Source organism: Methylomicrobium album BG8 (genome assembly GCF_000214275.2).
GTDB classification, from domain to species: domain Bacteria; phylum Pseudomonadota; class Gammaproteobacteria; order Methylococcales; family Methylomonadaceae; genus Methylomicrobium; species Methylomicrobium agile.
In genome coordinates this window covers 3,439,835-3,459,523 of sequence record NZ_CM001475.1, presented here as the reverse complement: position 1 = coordinate 3,459,523, position 19,689 = coordinate 3,439,835, and the positions used below count along the sequence as shown (strand labels likewise).

Annotated in this window: 12 protein-coding genes and 2 pseudogenes; 4 read left to right on the top strand and 10 right to left on the bottom strand. The window is 54.9% G+C overall.

All coding sequences use genetic code 11. The annotated features are described in order from the left end of the window. The first annotated feature begins 92 nt into the window (after positions 1 to 92). The gene (locus tag METAL_RS14915; protein WP_005373561.1) at positions 93 to 1,772 is read left to right on the top strand and encodes an FHA domain-containing protein; all 1,680 of its coding nucleotides are present in this window, start codon (positions 93 to 95) and stop codon (positions 1,770 to 1,772) included. A gap of 36 nt (positions 1,773 to 1,808) precedes the next feature. Here METAL_RS14915 and METAL_RS14910 read toward each other — a convergent pair whose 3' ends face one another. From METAL_RS14910 to METAL_RS22205, 6 genes and pseudogenes are all read right to left on the bottom strand, one after another. Then, positions 1,809 to 2,618: an alpha/beta fold hydrolase gene (locus METAL_RS14910; RefSeq protein WP_213069397.1), complete on the bottom strand. Its 810-nt coding sequence runs from the start codon at positions 2,616 to 2,618 to the stop codon at positions 1,809 to 1,811. A gap of 44 nt (positions 2,619 to 2,662) precedes the next feature. Beyond that, positions 2,663 to 4,288: a serine/threonine-protein kinase gene (locus METAL_RS14905; RefSeq protein WP_005373559.1), complete on the bottom strand. Its 1,626-nt coding sequence runs from the start codon at positions 4,286 to 4,288 to the stop codon at positions 2,663 to 2,665. Positions 4,289 to 4,306: 18 nt separating this feature from the next. Next, on the bottom strand, positions 4,307 to 6,712 hold the full coding sequence (locus METAL_RS14900; RefSeq protein ID WP_005373558.1) for a caspase family protein: 2,406 nt from the start codon (positions 6,710 to 6,712) through the stop codon (positions 4,307 to 4,309). 394 nt (positions 6,713 to 7,106) lie between these two features. Next, positions 7,107 to 7,388 (bottom strand): hypothetical protein, encoded by a 282-nt coding sequence (locus METAL_RS14895; protein ID WP_031429647.1) that lies wholly within the window; start codon positions 7,386 to 7,388, stop codon positions 7,107 to 7,109. 334 nt (positions 7,389 to 7,722) lie between these two features. After that, positions 7,723 to 7,791, bottom strand: a pseudogene (locus METAL_RS22210) (hypothetical protein); the annotation flags it as partial. 143 nt (positions 7,792 to 7,934) lie between these two features. Next, positions 7,935 to 8,507, bottom strand: a pseudogene (locus METAL_RS22205) (hypothetical protein); the annotation flags it as partial. A 102-nt stretch (positions 8,508 to 8,609) separates the two neighbouring features. Here METAL_RS22205 and METAL_RS21095 point away from each other — a divergent pair. After that, positions 8,610 to 12,614, top strand: a complete 4,005-nt coding sequence (locus METAL_RS21095; protein WP_169740939.1) for a MuF-C-terminal domain-containing protein — start codon at positions 8,610 to 8,612, stop codon at positions 12,612 to 12,614. On the opposite strand, the gene METAL_RS14875 is transcribed toward METAL_RS21095, so the two are convergent. Together METAL_RS14875 and METAL_RS14870 are read right to left on the bottom strand one after the other, a co-directional pair. Next, a complete protein-coding gene (locus METAL_RS14875; RefSeq protein ID WP_005373554.1) occupies positions 12,506 to 13,726 on the bottom strand; it encodes an aminotransferase class I/II-fold pyridoxal phosphate-dependent enzyme in 1,221 nt (406 codons plus the stop codon). The two genes, METAL_RS21095 and METAL_RS14875, sit on opposite strands and share 109 nt — an antisense overlap. Before the next feature lie 12 nt (positions 13,727 to 13,738). Further along, a complete protein-coding gene (locus METAL_RS14870; protein WP_005373552.1) occupies positions 13,739 to 14,692 on the bottom strand; it encodes an NAD-dependent epimerase/dehydratase family protein in 954 nt (317 codons plus the stop codon). A 310-nt stretch (positions 14,693 to 15,002) separates the two neighbouring features. Here METAL_RS14870 and METAL_RS14865 point away from each other — a divergent pair, with 310 nt between their 5' ends. Continuing rightward, complete coding sequence (locus METAL_RS14865) at positions 15,003 to 16,907, top strand: DCC1-like thiol-disulfide oxidoreductase family protein (protein ID WP_005373551.1); 1,905 nt, start codon at positions 15,003 to 15,005, stop codon at positions 16,905 to 16,907. 779 nt (positions 16,908 to 17,686) lie between these two features. Here METAL_RS14865 and METAL_RS14860 read toward each other — a convergent pair. Beyond that, on the bottom strand, positions 17,687 to 17,899 hold the full coding sequence (locus METAL_RS14860) for a cold-shock protein (RefSeq protein WP_005373549.1): 213 nt from the start codon (positions 17,897 to 17,899) through the stop codon (positions 17,687 to 17,689). Between the two features lie 468 nt (positions 17,900 to 18,367). Then, positions 18,368 to 18,712: a small metal-binding protein SmbP gene (gene smbP, locus METAL_RS14855; protein ID WP_005373547.1), complete on the bottom strand. Its 345-nt coding sequence runs from the start codon at positions 18,710 to 18,712 to the stop codon at positions 18,368 to 18,370. A gap of 692 nt (positions 18,713 to 19,404) precedes the next feature. On the opposite strand from smbP, the gene METAL_RS14850 reads away from it, so the two are divergent. After that, positions 19,405 to 19,668 carry an RNA recognition motif domain-containing protein gene (locus METAL_RS14850; RefSeq protein ID WP_005373545.1) on the top strand — a complete coding sequence of 88 codons (264 nt, stop codon included), beginning with the start codon at positions 19,405 to 19,407 and terminating at the stop codon, positions 19,666 to 19,668. Positions 19,669 to 19,689: the final 21 nt, after the last annotated feature.

Sequence of the window (19,689 nt, the reverse complement as noted above, 5' to 3'; positions counted from 1 at the left end):
TATTTTCAAAATGATGCCTGTCCTCCGCCGGCGAATATTTTCGTTGAACGCCTTCACCAAGTTTCCTTACTCCGGCCCGGCCAGCCAATCCGATGCAGGACGATAAAACCGTTTTCAAGCCGTCCCTCTCTCCGCCCGCCGTGCAGGACGCCGACCGGACCGTGATATTCCGCTCCGGTTTGCGGGTCTTTGTCCAGGACAGCACCGGCAGAACGCTGAAAGACTATCATTTTGCCGAGGGATTTACCGCCGGGCGCGCGCATGACAACTCGGTCGTGCTGGAGAGCGGAGACATAAGCCGCCACCACCTCGAAGTGAAACAGGAACAGGGCGGATGGTGGCTTGTCGATCTGAATAGCGCGAATGGAGTTTTTATCGGTGACGAACGGATGGAGCAAAAAGCCCGATTGGCGCTGCCGACTCGGGTGCGGGTGGGCAATGCAGAGATTTTTCTGCAAATTCAGGCGGCCGGGCGGGAGCCGGCCAAAGGACCGAGCCCGAACAAAGCTCCGACGCCGCCGGCTCCTTCTTCGGTCACACTGACGCAACAAGCCGCGGAAAAACACCATCTATCCAAAGAGGCGGTCAGGAATCGGCTGATGTCCCAGGAGGAGGCCGAGGATGCCGGCGAATACACCCGGATGGTGCGGACGCTGATTCGCGAAGACCGAGTGATCCGAAGCAAAAAATACAATAAATGGATCACGGTTCTGGCCGTGCTGTTTCTGGTTGCCGGCGGCATGGCGGTGTATCAAAGGATCGCGCTGTCCAATGCCCGCGCCCTGGCGATCGATTTGTTTTACGATATCAAAACGCTCGAAGTCAGCCTGTCGCGTGCCGAGATCACGATCGAATCCAGCGCGGAAGTGCTCGAACAGACGGTCAAGACAGTCGCGCAGGAAAAGTTGAAGGCCGAGCAGGAACGCATCAAGGCCGAACAGGCAAAAGTCGCCGCGGAGAGCCTGCGGCTGGCGGAGGAGCGCAAACGGCTGCAACGGATGAAGGTCAAGTACCAGGAGTACGTGAAGGAAGCGGAATCCCTGCGTATCCGTTTTCTAAGCCCGGCGCGTTACGAAGAAGAACTGATCGTCAGGGTTGCCCGGGAGTTCGGCGAAAGCGAACTGGAGCTGCCCGAGGATTTCGTCGAAGAAGTCAAGCGTTATATCAAGTACTGGCAATCCACGCCGCGCATTGGGCAGGCGATGGCAGCGCTGGAGGGCAACGGTTATGCCCCGATGATCCTGGCGGCTCTGGAAAAGGAAGGCTTGCCGCCGCATTTCATTTATCTGCCGTTGCAGGAAAGCGGCTACGACAGGATGGCGGTCGGCCCGGAAACCCGCTTCGGGATCGCGAAAGGCGCGTGGCAGCTGCTGGCGTCGACCGGTGAGGATTTCGGGCTGAAATCCGGCCCGCTGGCCGCGACCCGGGAATACGACGAGCAGGATCAGCGCTTCGATTTCGACCGCGCGACCCGGGCCGGAGCGAAATATTTAAAGCTGATCTACGGGACCGAGGCGCAGGCGTCGGGCCTGTTAGTGATCGCCAGTTACAATTACGGGCAAAATCGGGTCAAGGAAATGATCAGAAAGATGCCCGACAATCCGCGCGACCGGAATTTCTGGAAATTCATCCGCCAATACCAGATTCCGAAAGAAACCTACGACTATGTCTTCTATATCTTTTCGGCCGCGGTGATCGGGGAAGATCCGAAATATTTCGGTTTCAAATTCGCTCCGCCGCTGCTATTGAAGGAAACACCAAAGCCGGTTTAGAAACGGGCGGGACCTGTTCAGGTTCGCAGGGCTGAATTATTCCGGGCCGGGCGGGTCCGGACGCGTTGCGATCATGTCCAGGATCGCATGCCATCGATTCTCCCAACAGCAGTCATGATCCGCTTCGGGGATGACGACCCATTTTGCCGAAGGCTGGCGCCGTACGGCCGGATGAATCAAATCCGGCGGGATATTCGTGTCTTTTTCGCCGGCCAAGTGCAGTTGGAAGATGTTTTTGGGCAAGGGTGGCCGCCTGGCAGGATTTTCCGAACCGGTCAGCGGCGAATAATGGTGATGCTTGGCCCAGGCGTCAGGGTCCAGATTGCCCGCGATCGTGACGATGCCGTTCACAATATTCAGTTGTTCCGCCATCAGCATCGCCAGGGCGCCGCCGCCGCTGAAGCCGATCAATACCGTTCTGCGCGGATGCAATGACCGGTGGATTTGCCGGAAGGCGGCCGTCATCGATTCGACGACGGTTTTGGAATAACGCCGACCGGTCCAGAGATCCGCGGAGCAGGGCGGTTTCGCGCCGTAGCCGTGATAACACGGACGGCCCAGATAAACCGAGGGCATCGGGTCTTGCGCCATCAGCCTGAGCACGAGCGGATTGCGCGGGGTCGGATTGTCCGAAATCCAGCGGTGATGCAGCCAGGGCGAGCCGTCGCCGTCCAGGTAGACGTGCAGTTCGCCGGTTTGGTTCTGCGTTCGACTCAGATAGGCGACATGTACAAAATCGCTGCCCTTGACCACGGTCCGAATCAAATGCAGTCGTTCGGCTTCCCGGTCCAGGCGGATTTCGGGAGTCGCGCAACCGGCCAGCCACAGCGTCAGGCAACCAAGCAATAGGGCGCGTCGCGGTATGGACTTCAAGGTTGCGCGAGGCGCTTTTATTGTTGGCCTTCCAATTCCAGAATCTGCTTTTTCAACGCCAGCAGGCCGTCGTGTTTCGGCACCGCTTCCAGCCCTTCTTCGATCTTGGCCATGCTTTCGGTGATGCTGTTTTGGGCGAACAATTCTTCCGCCTGTTGCTCGCACAGGTTGGCGATTTTTTCGAGTCCTGCTTTGGCGGCTTTGTTGTATGGATCGATTTCGAGTACCTGCCGATAGGCCCAGAGCGCATTGCTGCCGGAAGGGGCGGTGATGAAGCCGACATCGTAGTGAATCTGTGCGAGTTCCAGCAGGTCCTTGATTTTGAGTTCCTGTTCGGGCGTCAACGCGATGACCTTGTCGGCCAGGGGATCGACATTGTAGTAGAGATAGACGTAAGCGCCCGAGGCGCTCAATAGCGCCAGCACGGTGATTGCCGATAAAATCCAGGTGATCCTCGATCGCGGTTCGAATTCGCTGATGAATTGAGGAATAGAGGGCGTGCGCTGCGCTTTTTTAAACGCGAGCGCATGCGTCAGCGCATTCCATTGCCGCCGCTTCAGGCCTGGGATGGCCGGCGGCTGCAAATTGACCGCGTAGGCTTTCGGCGCCTCGATTTTGCCGAACGGATGCTTGCCGGTCAGCAGTTCGTAAGCGACGCAGCCCAGTGCATAAATATCGTCGCGCGGGTCCGGCGGCTGATTTTCGAACATTTCGAGGCTGGCGTATTCGGGGGTCAGCGCGCCCAGGTCGCGGGCGTTGAAAACGGTCTTGTCGTGGTCCGAACGGGCCGCCGCGCAGGCGATGCCGAAATCGAGCACTTTGACGTCGCCGCCGGTCGTGATGAAGACGTTGCCGGGTTTGAAGTCGGAATGGACGATATTGTGTTTGTGCGCGTAAGCCAAGGCCAGGGCCAGCCCTTTGATGATCGGCCAGGCTTGCTTGAAGGGCAGGCCATCCGGCGCCTGTTCGCGAATGTATTGGCGCAGCGACTGGCCTTCCAGAATCTGCATCACCATGAAGACATTGCTGCCGTCCCGGTCGAAATCGTAGACTGTCACGATGTTGGGATGCGCCAGTTGCTGGGTTTTTTTGGTTTCCCGCTGCAGCGCGATAAACAGCTCCGGGTCCTGGCGGAATTCTTCGTTCAATACCTTGATGGCGACATCCGGGGATTCGTCCTGCGCTTCCTCCCGGCGTAAATCGGTGGCCCGAAATACCGTGCCCATGCCGCCGCAGCCGATGATTTCCTTAATCACAAAACGGTCCTTGATCACCGAGCCGATGGTCAGCGGCGCCGAGGGCGAACCGGTGGAAAAACTCAGCGTCTTGGCCATCGCCGCGGTGCGCCAAGTGGCGGGCGTGGGCGTAGCGGGCGCCGGACTCACGACGATCGTCTCGGCATCTTCATTCGGCGGGTTTGCGGGCGCCGGCGGCTGAGTCCCGGTTTTGACGGCGGCAATGACCGTCGCATCGTCTTCCGGGGCCGATGGCTGCGTACGGAACGAAGCGCTCAAGCGCGTCTTCGCATCCTGGGTATCCGCCGCGCTTGCCGAAGCCGCTGCTTGGCCGGCCGTTGGATTAGGCGGTCGCGGCGCAATCCGGGTCACATCATCGGCATCATCGTCGGGGTTTTTGTCGTTCATAAACGGCTCGTAATCGAGTTAACTTTTAGGTACGAAGAAGAAGGGACTGCCTTCGTGCCCGGCATGCTGCAAGGCGGAATATTCGGGCGACTGTTGAAAGCCGACCATCGAGGCGGATTTTTTGACCTGACCGGAAACGATCCGGAACAGCTCGTAATCGACCATCATGCCCTTGTTCGAATTCAGCGCGGCCAACAGCGCCTTGGCAAAGACCGAGTGGTTGCCGCCGCCGGAATCCAGCACCGGTTCCTCGCCGCCCGATGTCATGACGGTGCGGGCCTTGCGGTTCATCATGAACTTGAGCCATTTTTCGCGCTTGTCTTCCGGCATGTCCTTCGGCAGGCGGACGATCGCGCCCTGCGTCATGGCACCCGAATAACACGAATCCGCGATAACCAGAATATGCCTGGCCGGAATCACGTTCAGATATTTGGTTACGTTGAAGCTGGACAGCCAGTTCGCGGTATTGTTCGGTTCGGCGTCGGTCGGCAGCCAGTAGGCGCTTTCGTCGCTTTTGTCGATTTCGCCGTGGCCCGCGTAATAAATCAGCAGATTGTCCTGGGAGGTCAGGCTCTGGCGCAGGTCGTTGAAAGCGGTCATGATTTGGTGCCGGTTCGCGTTGACCAGCAGTTTGGTCTTGAAGCCGTAGCGCGAGCGCAGCACTTCATCCAGCGCTTTGGCGTCGTTGGCCGAGGTGTTCAGGGTCGGCATGCTGGCATAATTGTTGTTGCCGATGATCAAAGCGTAATAGCGGCCGAAATTGACCGACGGGTAGGTGCTTGAAATCGTGCTTTCCGGCGCTTCGTCGAACGTCTGTGCGGCTGTCTGGGTTGGGGAAAGCAGATTGAAGGCGATCAGGCTGCGGCGGTTTTGCCGGTCGGTCGCGAGGATCTTGACCGGGGTCGAGGCCGACGCGATCGCGATTTCGGATTTGAAGAGGCCGTCTTTGTCGGGCTGGACGGTCATTTGATTGATCTTCAGGCTCTTCAAACTGCCGGGTGCCGAAATCCGGCCGACAATTTCCTTGATCTTGGTCGCCGAGCGCAGACGGAAACTCGGCGCCGTGCCCCGGGTCAACTTGACCGGCGGATCGAGGATTTCGATTGCCGGCCCTCCCTGCGCGACCGTCAACGGCTGGGCCAGATTACGCTTTTCATTCGCGATCGCATTTTTCAGTTCCTTGATCTGCTGGCCTTGCGCGATCAGTTCGCTCTTCGAGCGGGACAATTTGCCGCGCCGCGCCTCGACCGCCAGCTTTTCCTGCGTCGTGCCGGCTTGTCCGGCCTTCTCCTCGATGGTACTGACTTCCATGTTGATATGCGCCGCATTGGCTTGGTACTCGGTTTCGAGCGATTTCATGCGGGCTTCCATTTCGGCCAGCCGGCTTTCCGAAGCCTGGGTTTGCGGTTCTTCGACCTGTCCGGGCTCTTCGGTATCGGGTGTGGCTACCGTTTCCTGGCGAGCGATCGTCTGGGTTTTCGGGCGGCTCTTGATTTGTCTTTCTTCTTCCTTCAACTGTTTTTCCAGTTGGGAAACCTGTTGCCGCTGGTTTTTAAGGTCTGACTGCCTGGTATCGACTTCCTGCTGCAGCGATTGGATCAGCGCCTCGTTGCGGCTGGCCTTGCCTTTTTCCTGTTTCAGTCGGCCGCGGGTTTCGTCGAGCTGCCGTTCGATCGTTCTCGACTGCTGTTTTTGCTCGGCAAGCTGCTGGCGGGTGGCATCCAGTTGGGCGCGCAGGTTTTCGGCTTCCGCTTTATAGCCTTGCGATTCTTCGCGCAGTTGGCTGAGTTGCTGCTGATAATTGGCCTCGATCACGCTCGAAAACTGCAGATCGGAACCGGCCAGCCCGGAAGCTTTGCGGTACCAGTTCAACGCGGTGGCTTTGTCCTGTTTGACGCCGAGGCCTTTTTCATACAGATAGCCCAGGTTGATCTGCGCCTGCGAATCGCCTTTCTCGGCCGCCTTCAAATACCATTCGGCGGCCAGCTTCGGATCGGCCATCCCGCCGAGGCCCTTTTCGTAGATTTCGCCGACCTTCACCATCGCTTCCGGATCGCCCTGCTGCGCCTGCGGCAGCCAGATCTTCAGCGACGTGGCCGCATTCGCGCGGTCGTAAGCGACATATTCGCCGCCGCGCATTTCGCAGTCGCCGGCGGTGGTCTGGATTGGCCGCCGCGCGGTCAGATACATCGCCTTCGCGCCAAGCTTGCGCACCTGTCCCGGCAACAGGCAGTCCACCACGAACAGCTTGTCGGTGTCTTTCGGATCGTAACCGGCCGTCGCTTTGGAGTCATTCAATTCCGAAACGCTGGTCGCCGCGCAGCCGACCAGCACCATTAGCGCCGCGGCCGGAATGAAAGGAGGAGTTTTCGAGGATTTGCGCGCCGTGGTGCCGGGTGCGCCCGGCTTATGAAAAGGTTTCATAGGGCTTGTCCTTCTTGAGATTCAGAAGCGGTTGGAGGCAGAGTTGCCTAAAGCGGGCATGTTAAACGAGCCTTTCCGGAACGGCAAGCGGGCGAGAAAAAAAGAGGGATCGTTCTTTTACGGCGCGCAACATGAACCGACGGTATCCTTAATTTAAAACTGTCTGGAAAACCCGCTTTCCGGATTCACTTTTTAGGATGTTCACTTTTGGCTGACCTGATACGGTGGTATGAGAAGGATAACGGGCGTAATGCCGTTACCTTTACCGTGGGAGCGACGACTTCGTGTCGACTTTCGAAGTTTGTCGATGTTCAAGTTTCAGCTGTGTAGGCCGGGTTGGAGCTTTGCGGAAACCCGGCATTGCCGGCGTTGGGAAAAGCCGGGTTTCGTACCTTCAGCCCAGCCTACGGCTCTGAATGCGCGGGATTTCCTTCAGGATGTCGGCGCCGTCGAAATGGTCGGCCACCTTACGAATGGCATTATTCTTCAGGCTGGCATCGATCAAATGGGCGAAGTTGCGTACGATGTTTTCAAGCGGATCGCCCAAACTGGCCGTGCCGCCTTTCAATCGCCGAATGCCGGAAGTCTGGTGCGTCAATCCGCGCCGTCCGCGCGGACCTTTCACGTTGTCCTCGATCACCCGGTAAAACGGAATGTAATCGCCGCTATCCCACATCACCCGCGACTTCGGGAGCGTAAAAGCCCTCGACGCCGCCGGCATCGATCGATTCGGCGGTTTGCGGTACGTCGGCGGCGGCTTGTTCCACGCGCAACTTGCCGGCATCGAGCAGCCGCTTGACGCGCTTGGGCAGCCAGGATTTAACGTCGGCGACGGTGCTGCCGGTGGTGGGTGGGGATTTGGAGAATAGGCGGTCGAGCCCGCCTTGTTTGACTAACTGACGCGACCCACGTAAAACGTGTTCCAGTATTCCAGATCTTTCTCCGCCCGCGCTTGATACAAGGGACTGGAGGAATGCGCCGCGACGAGTCGTTGTCGAACCTGCTCGCGCTGCTCGTCCAACTCCATACTCCTTTTGGTACTTATCGAACTTGGCCCAGTCCACGGGTTGTCCGTCAATGGATCGTACAAACTGTCTTTTTCCGAAGTCATACTGAATATCCTTATAATTCTGGAAATTGATTTTTGCAGATTAGCAAGGAAAGTCTGAATCAATGACTGTGTTTTGTCAACGTCACTGCCTTGCCACTTCAACGGCACAACGCCAATCTCTGGAATCCCACGCCTTTGCTCGATGCTTGGCTCCATAAAATCGGTCGTACCCAAACGTAAAGCCAGTGACAGCATATTAGCCGTACGCCGGATTACCGCGTCATCGCTCAGCCCTGCGGGGTCGCCAACAAACACTTTGTCAGCATTATGCGCGTAATTGCCCAGGGCGTGATAGATCGCCGCACCGCCCTCGCCCGTACTTAACCGACTGACATCAATCCAAATTTCATCACCACGTTCGTACACATAAAACGGCTTGCCTTTGTCGGTCTTAAACACAAAGCGCCGATCCGCGCCGGACTCGCTGCGTTCATCTTCCCGCGTATCCTCGCCAACAAATTCAAAGTCTGGCGCAATGTCTTTCATCACGCCATCAAGCGTGGTCTTTGGACTAACTGGAAACCGGAAGAACTCGTCAACCTCCGCCAGCTCATTCAGCACTTCTTGCGCAAAGGCGAGGTCGTCTTGGATGGCGCGGCTGAACTTGATCCCGCCCTCATTTTCGGCGCTGCTGGCAGCGTCCCTATGCAAGGGATTGCTTGGGTCTTCGGAGACCGGCGCCATCTTCTTCAACTTGTCGGCTACGGCCGCCAAATCCGGGTAGTCGTTCAACACCTCCCGCGACACCGGCTCTCCGTATTCCAATGCCCGCTTAACGTCATGATAATGCTCGCGCAGCATATGGCCCCGCAGCATATGCCTTTCGGCATCCATGGCATTGACGCCCCATTCCCCCAGCGGATTCTCCTTGATTCTTACCGCCCTGTCTCTCAGATCCTGTCAGTTGACGCCGATGAATTTCGGCGCGATGTAGCGGCGCATCCGGACTATTACCTGATGATTGCGGGACACGACTATTTAAAGGGATTTGCGAAAGACAACGTGGTCGGCGAGATGGCGAAGATCAAGATCGCGTTGAGCAAGGCCAAGTCGTCGGCGGATTTGGCGGCCGTGGCCGACAAGTTGAAGAAGATGGCGCCGGTCTCCGAAGACCCAAGCAATCCCTTGCATGGGGATGCTGTCAGCAGCGCCGAAAATAAGGGCGGGATCAAGTTCAGCCGATCTACTAAAAATACCCATCCAAAGACATTCGTTTCATCTCCTGACGGCTCTTTAGATTTTGGAGAGATCACTCAAGATATTTCGACAACAATAGGCCGGCAGCCGGCAAAAATTCGTTTACGTTATGGCGATGAAAAGGAAGGCTTGGTGCATATTGAACTTCGTCATCAGGACGACATTAAGGCGCTTGGGTTTGATAGTGCTATTGATTTCATTAATGAAATTACGCGCAATTTTACGCGCATTCACAAAAGCGATAAGCCAAACAGCAGAAGTTTGATTTTGGTTGAAGACAAAGGCAAATTAAAGTTTGCCGCTATTCAACTAGAGCCAAGCGAAGATGGGGAATTTTACGAGATTAAAAACGCAACCCCAGGAAGAGACGATCAGTTCAAAAATAAAAAACCGCTTTGGGAGCGCGCCGGGCCCAGCGCGTCATCTGATAAACAGACCCTCTTAATCCCAGAGGCCAAGGCGGATGAAACAAGTATAACGGATACAGACCAAAATACAAGCTTGTCGTCGAAAACCGATCGGCCGGTAAGCGGCAGCACCGTCGCCGACGTTAAATCCTGGCTGCCCAAGCGCGTCAAGCGGCTGCTCGATGCCGGCAAGTTGAAAGTAGTGCAATCGGTCGAAGATCTTCCGGCCTATCTACAGGAGCGCGGCACAGCGCTGTATCATGCGGCCTGGCATGGCACACCACACGATTTTGACCGGTTCAGTCTGGAACATATCGGCAAAGGTGAGGGCGCGCAGGCGTTCGGCTACGGGCTTTATTTTGCAGATAGTAAAGGGATTGCTGAGTATTACCGCAAGGGGCTCAGTGCCAGAGACTTCATTGACTTGGCGAGGGACTCATACGATGAGTATTCGACCCCCGGTGATGCAGTTGATGAAATGCTGACAAATCCCAATCTGAGTGATGCGCAGAAGGAGCTATTGATTGCCTTGCAGAATGATGATTGGCTGGGGTTTGACTACCCACACCAAGCTATTTCTGCGGCATTAAAACACCCCGATGATTATGACTTATCTGATGAGACAAAACAGGCCCTGGCCAATCAAGGTCGTCTATACCAAGTTGAACTTGCCCCCGAACAAGACGAGTATTTGCTTTGGGATAAGCCGCTGAGTGAGCAGAGCGATAAGATTAAGAAGGCTCTTAAAGTTTTGGGTATGTGGCCACGTAATCCCGATGACGTTATGGGTGGAGATGTTGCCGTCCGTCCTGGTGATGGCTCTTACGAGAAAGAGGACAGAGCCGATAGGATGCACAGAGCCGGCATTCGCGGAATCAAATACCTCGACGCCACAAGCCGATCCGGCGAAAGCGAAAATTACAACTATGTCATTTTCTCGGACGAAGATATCAGCATCACTGCGAAATATAGCAAGCTGGCCGGCGTCGAGGCGCTCTATGACGGGCGGCACGACCAGATGTATCTGGTTGCTGATATGCTCAATCAGGATAACCTGCCGTCCGTCCTGGCCCACGAACTCCTGCACCGGGCCGAAGCCGTCGACCCGCAACTGAAAGCCGCAATCAACCGCTTTGAAAACCAGCTCGACCGCAGTTTCAAACATGCGGCGGCCGGCCGTGGTAGCGCGATTGAAAAGGCCGCATACCGGCGCGTGATGGACGCTAAGACGCCAGCCGCCGACCAAGCCGAGGAATATCGCGCCTATCTGGTTTCGGAGTACAGCAAGCGTCCTGATTCACTGGGCGGCATGGTCCGGAAGGCGATCGAGGATTTCATTGCGGCAATCCGTGTGGCGCTGATTCGTTCCGGGCTCGACATGGGTTTTATCAAGTCGCTGACGCCGGCCGATCTGGCGGCGATGTCGCGATATGGGGCAAAGGTTGCAAGCTCAAACGTAAAGCAAACCGGTGAGAATGGTAAAGCGGACAGGATGGCGAGCCGCAGCCAGACGACCCGAGAGGCGTATGAGAAGCGAATCGATGAGTTGTTTGCCGATCCGCAAAACATCAATCGCAATAGTCTACGTGAAATCAAAATACTTGATCGTGGCGACGTGTTGGATTTGATTGGCTTTGGAGACCTCCCTGTTTATGTTCATGAAGCTCACGCCGTCGACGACGGCCATTACAACCATTCGCTGACCGCAGAACAATGGAAGAAGATCCCAGAATGGCTAGAAAATCCTAATCTTGTTTTGGAACGCCAGTCGGATGGACATCTGACGATTATTGCGCCAGAGAAATCGGCGGATGGTAAGGCAATTATCGTTGCACTTGAACCGCAGGCGGAAAGCAAAGGGCGTACTGAAGCCAAAAATCGCCATCTAGTGTTGACGGCTTACGCAAAAGACCGTGGCGTTATGCCAGTTGACAAATATATTGAGAGCGGCCATCACAAGCCCCTGTACGTCAACCAAAAAATAAGCCCTAAGTTTTACCTGGGGTCTGGCGTCCAATTCGCCAGCGAGCCAAGTAAAATTAGGGCTTGGAACAAAAGCTTAAAGACTGACCGTGATCTTGTCAAGTACCGGAAGCCGCCTGATTCGGACAAAAGTTCAAGCGGCATCAAATTCAGCCGGGCACAGAACGAAAATCAGTCCATTGATGAATTACTCGGTGATCACAGCGAATCATCACGACATGAGTTGAAGAATAGGGCAAAGCACTATCTTGACAACATCATTCATGCGCTGGACGGCATGGGTCCACTTAAAGACCTGCCCAATAAAGACGACTACCTCGTGAAGCGGTATTTGACGCTGGGGAAACTGGCCAAGGTCGACGAGGTGGCCAGAGGTATTTACGACGCCTTCAAAGACGCCGGAGAGGATCAGGCCAATGTGTTCGAGTACCTGACCAACAAGTATGCGAATCCCTCGATCATCAAGAACGAGGCCATACGGGCCAGTGCTGTCAAAACGAAGAAGACGATCATCGATGTGGGGCAGAAGCTGGTCGACCGCGGGCTTCTCGATGAAGAAACCTACGACCAGAACCTAGGCGGGTATTTGCCGAGGCTGTACCTCAAGCATTTACTAGACGACAACATCATTTCCGCTTTAGGAACCGGCAAGAAACCGTCCAACATGGGTTATTTGAAATCCCGCAAAGACATTCCGCCCGACGTGCGCCGGCTGATTCTTGGCGAAATTACCCATCCCGGTTATCTGGCTTCGAAAGGCTACGGCATTCAAATGCGCGATGTTGCGTTGCTCGACTGGCTGGAGCAGATTTCGGAAAACAAGGATTGGGTTTTGCAGCAATCGTTGGTTGACTGGAAAGGCCGGAAAGTGACGCCGCTTTATTTGAAGGCCGAGGCGCAGCGTATTCGCGCTCAAGCTCTTGTAGGGTGGATTCGCCGCCAGGCAATCCGCCTCGCTTTGAAGGCTGTTGGCGTTTTGCTATCGCGAAAACGCCCTACAACGCTGCTCTTCATAACGCTTGACGTGGATAACAGTATCTACGCATGGGAGGCGACGATCCCACGAATGGGGCGATCGCGTCTGGAACCAGCGAACTACTTGAATTTTGCCAGTATCTCCAACAGATATTCCATATCCTTTTCGGTATGGTGCGCGGAGATCTGCAAGCGGATTTCTTCCTCGCCTTTCGGAACCACCGGATAATTCAGGCCGGCGGCTAGAATTCCGTGCGCGAAGAAATGTTCGGCCAGCGCGGCGGTGGCGGCCGTGTCGCGGATCAGGATCGGCACGATCGGGTGTTCGCCGGGCAGGGTTTCGAAGCCCAGGCGTTTCAGGCCGGCCCGCAGGCCGAGGCTCAATCGGCGCAGTTTTTCCAGCAATTCGATGCCTTCCGGACTGTCCACGATTTGCAGGGCGGTCAGGGCCGCTGCCGCTTCGCCGGGCGTGATCGGGTTGGAATAGATATACAGCGGCGCGCTTTCGCGGAGATAGGCGATCACGGCGGCGCTGGAGACGACATAGCCGCCGTTCACTCCGAATGCCTTGCCGAGCGTGCCGACCAGCACGTCGGCCCTGCCGCCGACGACCTCTTCGGTGCCGCGGCCGGTCCGGCCGAAGGCGCCAATCCCGTGCGAATCGTCGACCAGTGTGAGGATGCCTTGTTCGTAAGCGTTTTCATGCCGTTTGCAGATCGCCTCGATCCGGTCGAGCGCTGCATGGTCGCCGCGCATGCTGAATACGCCGTCGGTGACCACGCAGACGCGTTTGAATCGGCCGCGATGGGAAGACAGAATGTCGTTCAGCGCGTCGAGGTCTCCGTGCGCAAACACTTCTTTCCGGGCCGGTTGGGCAAGGCGGATCGCGTTGATGATGCAGTTATGGTTCAGCGCATCGCTGACTACCAGCGTTTCCTGCTCGATCAGTTGCGGCAGCACGCCGAGCATCGTCGCGTAGGCCGCGCTGAACAGCATGGCGGCTTCGCGGCCGTGGAATTCGGCCAGTTTTTTTTCGAGCGCGACATGGGGTTGATACGTGCCGCTGATGAAGCGAACCGCGCCCGGCCCCGTGCCGAAGCGGTCGCACGCTTCGGATTCGCTCCGGATTACGCGCGGGTCGAGCCCGAGGCCCAGATACGCATTCGCATTCATCCTGAGATAAGCGGTATCGCCGCCGCCTTCCAGCCAATAGCGCGGCCCGAAACCGTTTGCCGCAGGCCGGATGCCGGTGATTACTTTCTCTTGCCCTTTGCCGATACCTTGCATCCGCAATTGGCGGACTTTGTCGTTCAACCGCGTTTCGATTTTTGCCAGCGACATCGTGATCTCCGATTAGTTCTTTTGCAGTTTGACCGCGATTTTTTGGAGCATATCCTCGACCATCGCGGCCAGATCGAAGCGCGGTTGCCAGTCCCATTCGGCGCGGGCGGCGCTGTCGTTCATGTGCCGCGGCCAGGAGGAGGCGATCGCCTGGCGAACCGGGTCGATCCGGTAATCGATCGTGAAATCGGGAATGCGTTTCCGGATTTCGGCCGCCAGTTCCGCCGGCGTGAAACTCATCGCGGTCACATTGAACGCATTGCGGTGGCGCAGTTTGTCGGGAGCCGTGTTCATCAGTTTGAGCGCGGCATCGATCGCATCGGGCATGTACATCATGTCGAGTTGCGTGTCGGCGCTCAAAAAACAATCGTAATGCCGGGCGGCTAGTGCGGCGTAGAAAATCTCGACCGCATAATCGGTCGAACCGCCGCCCGGCGGCGCCTCGCTCGAAATCAGTCCCGGATAGCGCAGGCCGCGCGTATCGACGCCGAAGTGGCGGTAATAATAGTCGCACAACAGCTCGCCGGACACTTTGGTGATGCCGTAGATCGTTGTCGGCCGCTGCAGAGTATCCTGCGGCGTGTCGATCGACGGCGTGCCGGGGCCGAAAGCGCCGATCGAACTCGGGAAAAATATCGCGCAACGGTGTTTCCGGGCGGTTTCGAGCACGTTGAGCAGGCCGTTCATGTTGATGTCCCAGGCTTCCTGCGGCCGGGTTTCCGCGACCGCGGACAACAGGGCGGCGAGATGGAAAATCGTATCGCAGCGGTGTTCGGCGACGAGGTGATCGAGGCGGTCGCCGGCGCGCACGTCGAGCAGGTAAAAAGGACCCGGTTCGGCAAAATCGGCGGAGGGTTTCCGGTTGGAAGCGGCAATCACGTTGTCCGCGCCGTATGATTGCCGCAAGACCCGCGTCAATTCCGAGCCGATCTGTCCGGTTGCTCCTGTGATCAATATCTTCTTCATTCCCGTCCGCCGGTGCCGTTTACGATGGTGCTTAAGTTTACAACAGGTTCCGGCAATTTCGGGCGCGCAAATTCGACCGCAACGGATTTTTCGAAGCGCAGCATTCGGAGGTAAATCTTTGCCTTTGGCAACCCTTTACGAAAACCAAGCCCGACGAAAATTCCGTCCTTACGGGGTTTACATTTGGGTTATCCGAGATTCTCGTCTAAAATCTGCCCGCTTTAAATAACCTTTCTTTTTTTGTGGGCTTGATGTTTCGTGCAATTCTTGGCATTGTAGCGGCCCATTTCGATCAACCTTATTTAACCGCATGTTTCAATTTATTCTCTCGCTGATCAATCGGCTGCACGCCAAGCAGGTTCCTGCGGCCGGCATCGGCCTGTTCCGGATTTTGTACGGCCTGGTTACCCTTCAGGAAGTCCTGTTTCTGATTTATTTCAATCATCTAATTTTCGATCCGATTCCGTTTATCGACGTCGAATTTCCGACGATTCCGTTTTTTCTGGGGCTGTGGGCGTTGGTCGCGTTTTTCGTCGTGATCGGCTACCGTTACCGATTTTCGCTGCTGGCGAATTACCTGTTCTGGATCGTGTTCGTCAATTTTACGCCGATGCAGCGCGATTTCGACGGCGGTTTCGATATGTTCATGACCGGCGCCAATTTTTTCCTGCTGTTCATGCCGGGCGACCGCGCGTTTGCGATCGATGCGTTGCGGCATAAGCTCGGCACGCCGTTCCGGCCTTACCGCAGCTATCCCGAGCCCAGGGTGTCGTCGCTGACTTATTATTTGCCGGTCCTGATCTGTCTCGGCTTTTTGTATTTCGATTCGGCGATCCATAAACTGTTTGCCGAACACTGGCGCAACGGCCTGGGCTCGTGGCTGCCTTCGACGCAGCCTTATTATGTCTCCGCGCTGGATATGTCGTTCCTGCTGAATCAGGAGTATCTGGTCAAGGCGTTCGGCTATACGATCATCGTCTTCCAGTTCACGTTTTTGTTTTTCTTCAATCGTCGGTGTTTGCGCCCTCTGTATCTGTTCATCGGTATTGGCCTGCATCTCGGGATTACGCTGTCGCTGAACATTTATCCGTTCGGGCTGGGAATGCTGAGCTTCTACACGCTGCTGGTGCCTTTCAGTTGGTGGCGCCGGATCGGCCGGTTTTTTACCGCGCGCGAGCCGTCGCTGACCGTGTTTTACGACCAGCTTTGCCCGCTCTGCAACCGGACCGTGCTGGTGCTGAACCATTTCGATATTTTCCGCCGGATCGATTTCAAAAGCGCGCAGGAATATGCCGGACAGTATTCCGCCTTGCGCGCGCTGAGCCAGGAGGAATTGCTGAAAGACCTGTATGCCCTGGACAGGGAAAACCGGCTTTATGCGGGGCTGGATACCTATATCCGGATTTTGATCGAGATGCGTTATCCGGCCCTCTTGGGCTTGATGCTGAAAGTACCCGGCATTTATCATCTGGCCGCAAGAAAATACCGGCAAATCGCCGATACCCGTGCTCGTGTGACTTGTACGGAAGCGTGCGTGATTTCGACCCCTTTACCGGACCGGACTTTCTACCATCAAATATTCGAAGAGTATGCCGGTCAGAAACCGAAGGCTTTTGCGCGGAAACTCGCGAAAGTTCTGGTTGCAATCGTGCTGCTGCAACTGAACAGCACGATCCACTATGGTTTTTTGTACCGCTTCAAATGGAACAAGCCCGAGAGCCCGGTGTTGGCGGCGATGGTCAAAGGCAGCAACGAGCTGATCTCGGTTTCCCAGCTGTTTCTCGGCATCGCGCCGCATGCCTTGTATCTGCACGATCATTTCGCCGGCTACGACCGGATCATTGGGATCACTTATACCGACGCGGAAGGCCGCGAGCACTGGCTGCCGTTCGTGAACGAGCAGGGCAGACTGCTGGCGCCGAACTGGGGACGGGTGCATTCGATGTGGGCGAATATTGCGGTGACGCCGACGATCAACGAGACGCGGCTGAAAAAATTCATCATGAAGGTGACCGCATTCTGGGGACAAAAGATCGGTTTGCCGCTCGATCGGACGGTTTTCCATCTGAAGATGAAAAAAATCGATGCGCCGACGGAGTGGGTCGAGGATCAGCTGCATAAAAATTTCGCTTCGCCCTGGTTTGAGATCGGAACGGCGAGATGGAACAACGGTGTAATCTCGATAGAGATGCCCGACAATATCAACGAACTATGAAGCATTTGTCGTGCCGGTCTATTTTTTATTGCGCGATTAGAACCGGCATGGTATAAATTACGCGCCTTTTATGGCGCACGAATAAAAATAATTTAAATTTTTTTGGAGGATATTTTATGAAAAAAGTTCTTTCAGTTCTGGCTGTAGCCCTGATGATTGTTGGCCTGACTGGCTGCCTTGATTCTCAAGATGATTTGAAACAAAGACCAGGCGCTACTTCTAGCGTTTCACTCTAATCGAGTGGCTGAAAGTTCGGTTTGTCTTATTGCATCAATTAAAAAGTCATGATATAAAGTGAACGTGCCGTTGAGCACACACTTATAAAAATAATTCAACTCTACTGTGGAGGATATTATTATGAAGAAAGCATTAGCACTTCTGGCTCTGACTCTAACAATTGTTGGTTTGACTGGCTGCCTGGATCCGCAAGACGGTGAAAAGCAAAGACCAGGAGCTTCTAGTTCAATCAGTTTGTAATAAAAACTGACCGGATATACCAAAAAACCCAGCTTAACGGCTGGGTTTTTTGTTTCTGCTCTCCATCTGCAACGCAGCGGATCTATTGCCTTTCGAAATCGAGCCGTCCCCGGGCCGTTCTGCTATCCGTCAAGCCGGTTCTTCGTTTGAGTTCAACGTAAAATTGCTCCATTCTACCGTCCCGGTTCTATTTGAAGCGGGCTTGATGCTCATGGAATCAAGGATGCGGTAAAACTGTGCGGATAAATAAAGCGGAAGACAGGCTGTAGCCTCATGCGAGGGCAGCCTGCCGAATTCATGGATTAAACGACTTTTACGTTTTCGGCTTGAGGGCCTTTGGGGCCGCGGCTTACGCTGAATTCCACCCTTTGGCCTTCATCGAGGGTTTTATAGCCGCCCGCATTGATGATGCTTCTGAAATGAACGAAAACATCGGGGCCGGATTGTTGTTGAATAAAGCCGAAGCCTTTCTCTGCATTGAACCATTTGACGGTACCGGTAGTAACTGTAGACATTAGCGAGTCCTGATAAATAATTGAGTGTAAAGCGCCCTGAACGGGCAGATGTAGCTGTAAAAGAGAACTTACTTAATGAAAAACAGGACGAGAAACTACGGGAGAGACGTCGAAATGGTAAACAGCGGGTAAATCTTTTTTCTAGCTGGGGCCAGTATGGGCTTCATATTTCACAAAGTCAAGCGATATCTGGCGATCGGGGGTAAGGCTAAAGGGCGCGATGGCCGAATCGGATTGTCAAAAGGGAAAATTTCTGTAGAAGATTTTGTCTGAGCGGCGCCCTGGCTGAACGTGCAAAGACGGTGATGAGCTTGGCTCGCATAATAAAAAGCCCGCGCTATTCATAAATAGCGCGGGCTTTCAACCTGCAAAAAATGAGAACCATTAATCTTGAACATACCGGCAAAAGCCCAGAGTTTCTGCAGTTTACGGTTTTTTCCGCTTAAAGACGCATACTCAAGCCTAAAATTACTGATTGCCGGCCTTGATGTGTTGAGCGGCTTCTTCTGCAGCTTTGGTTGCGGCTTTTGCATGTTCCTTGCCTTTCATTCTGCCGTGCTCGATCGCCGCTTCGAGCGATTTTACCGCGGCGTCCATATGCGTTTTGGATTCGCCGCTGGCCACTTCGGCAGCCGCTTTCGCATGAGTCAAGGCTTCTTTGGCATGGGTCGTCAGAATGGCGTTGTGCTCGGCCTTTCCATATTGGATGGCCATATTGGTATGCTTCAGAGCCGCATCGGCGTGCTCTTCCGCAAGAGCCGAAAAGCTTAAGAAACCCATTAAAGCGGCGCCGATCAAAGTGATTTTTTTCATAGTGTCCTCCGTCTATTTTTATTATGGATGGATGTTCCTGATCCGTAGCGATAACCAATTTGCTAAGTTCAGAAGCAGGAATCATAACACGTTCAGTAAAAAGTGAATGTTTTAATTCCGACAAGAACAATCGGAATTCATTTCGTTGACCGGAATTACCCAGTAGAGAGGCAAAAATCATGCATTCCCTTGACCCTGCAAGCATACGGCATCCAGCGTTTTATACGCATCGCTCGGCGCTTGCTCGGGTTTACCGGAATGACAGGCGCCAAAATGCTTCCGCAATCGGTTGGAGAAACGAATCGAATCGAGCAGGACGATTAAATTGCCGCACAGAGGGGATATGTCTTATAATCGGAGGTGTTTTTTGAACTTCACATGCTAAACTGCATGTCGATGATTCATTGATGTGAATGACTAAAGGCTAAGCTCGATCGCCGGCGGATTGCAGCGTCGCCTAAAATTTCAAGTCCCTTTTCTTCCTCTCCGGAGAAGGGGCGGTACGGGGATACCCTATCCCTGAGCCACTCCAGTCCGGAATTTTCGCTACGCTTGCCCAGAGGATTACAAGCAGACTGATGACTTGCTTTTTCTTGGGACGAATCCGTCAGCGCAGCGCCATCCTGTTGTATACCGGAGTAATGGGTTATGCCGGATACAACCTTTTTCACACCCCTTATTAAGGACCTCTATTGAAAAGATTATTTGTGGGAAATCTACCTAGTGACGCGACCGAAGCCAGTGTATCGGCTTTATTCTCGGAGTTTGGCAGAGTTCATTCCATTGAGATCGTTACCGATCTGTTCAGCGGCAAATGCAAGGGTTTCGGCTATATCGGCATGGAAGGTCATGAGGCCAGAGCCGCGATCGCCAAGCTTAGCGGCATGCTCTACGGCGGCAAGCCGCTCCGAGTCAACTTTGAAGAGACTTCAGGCAGAAAGGGCCGGCGTCGTTAGCAGGAAGTTCCTTTCTGCAAT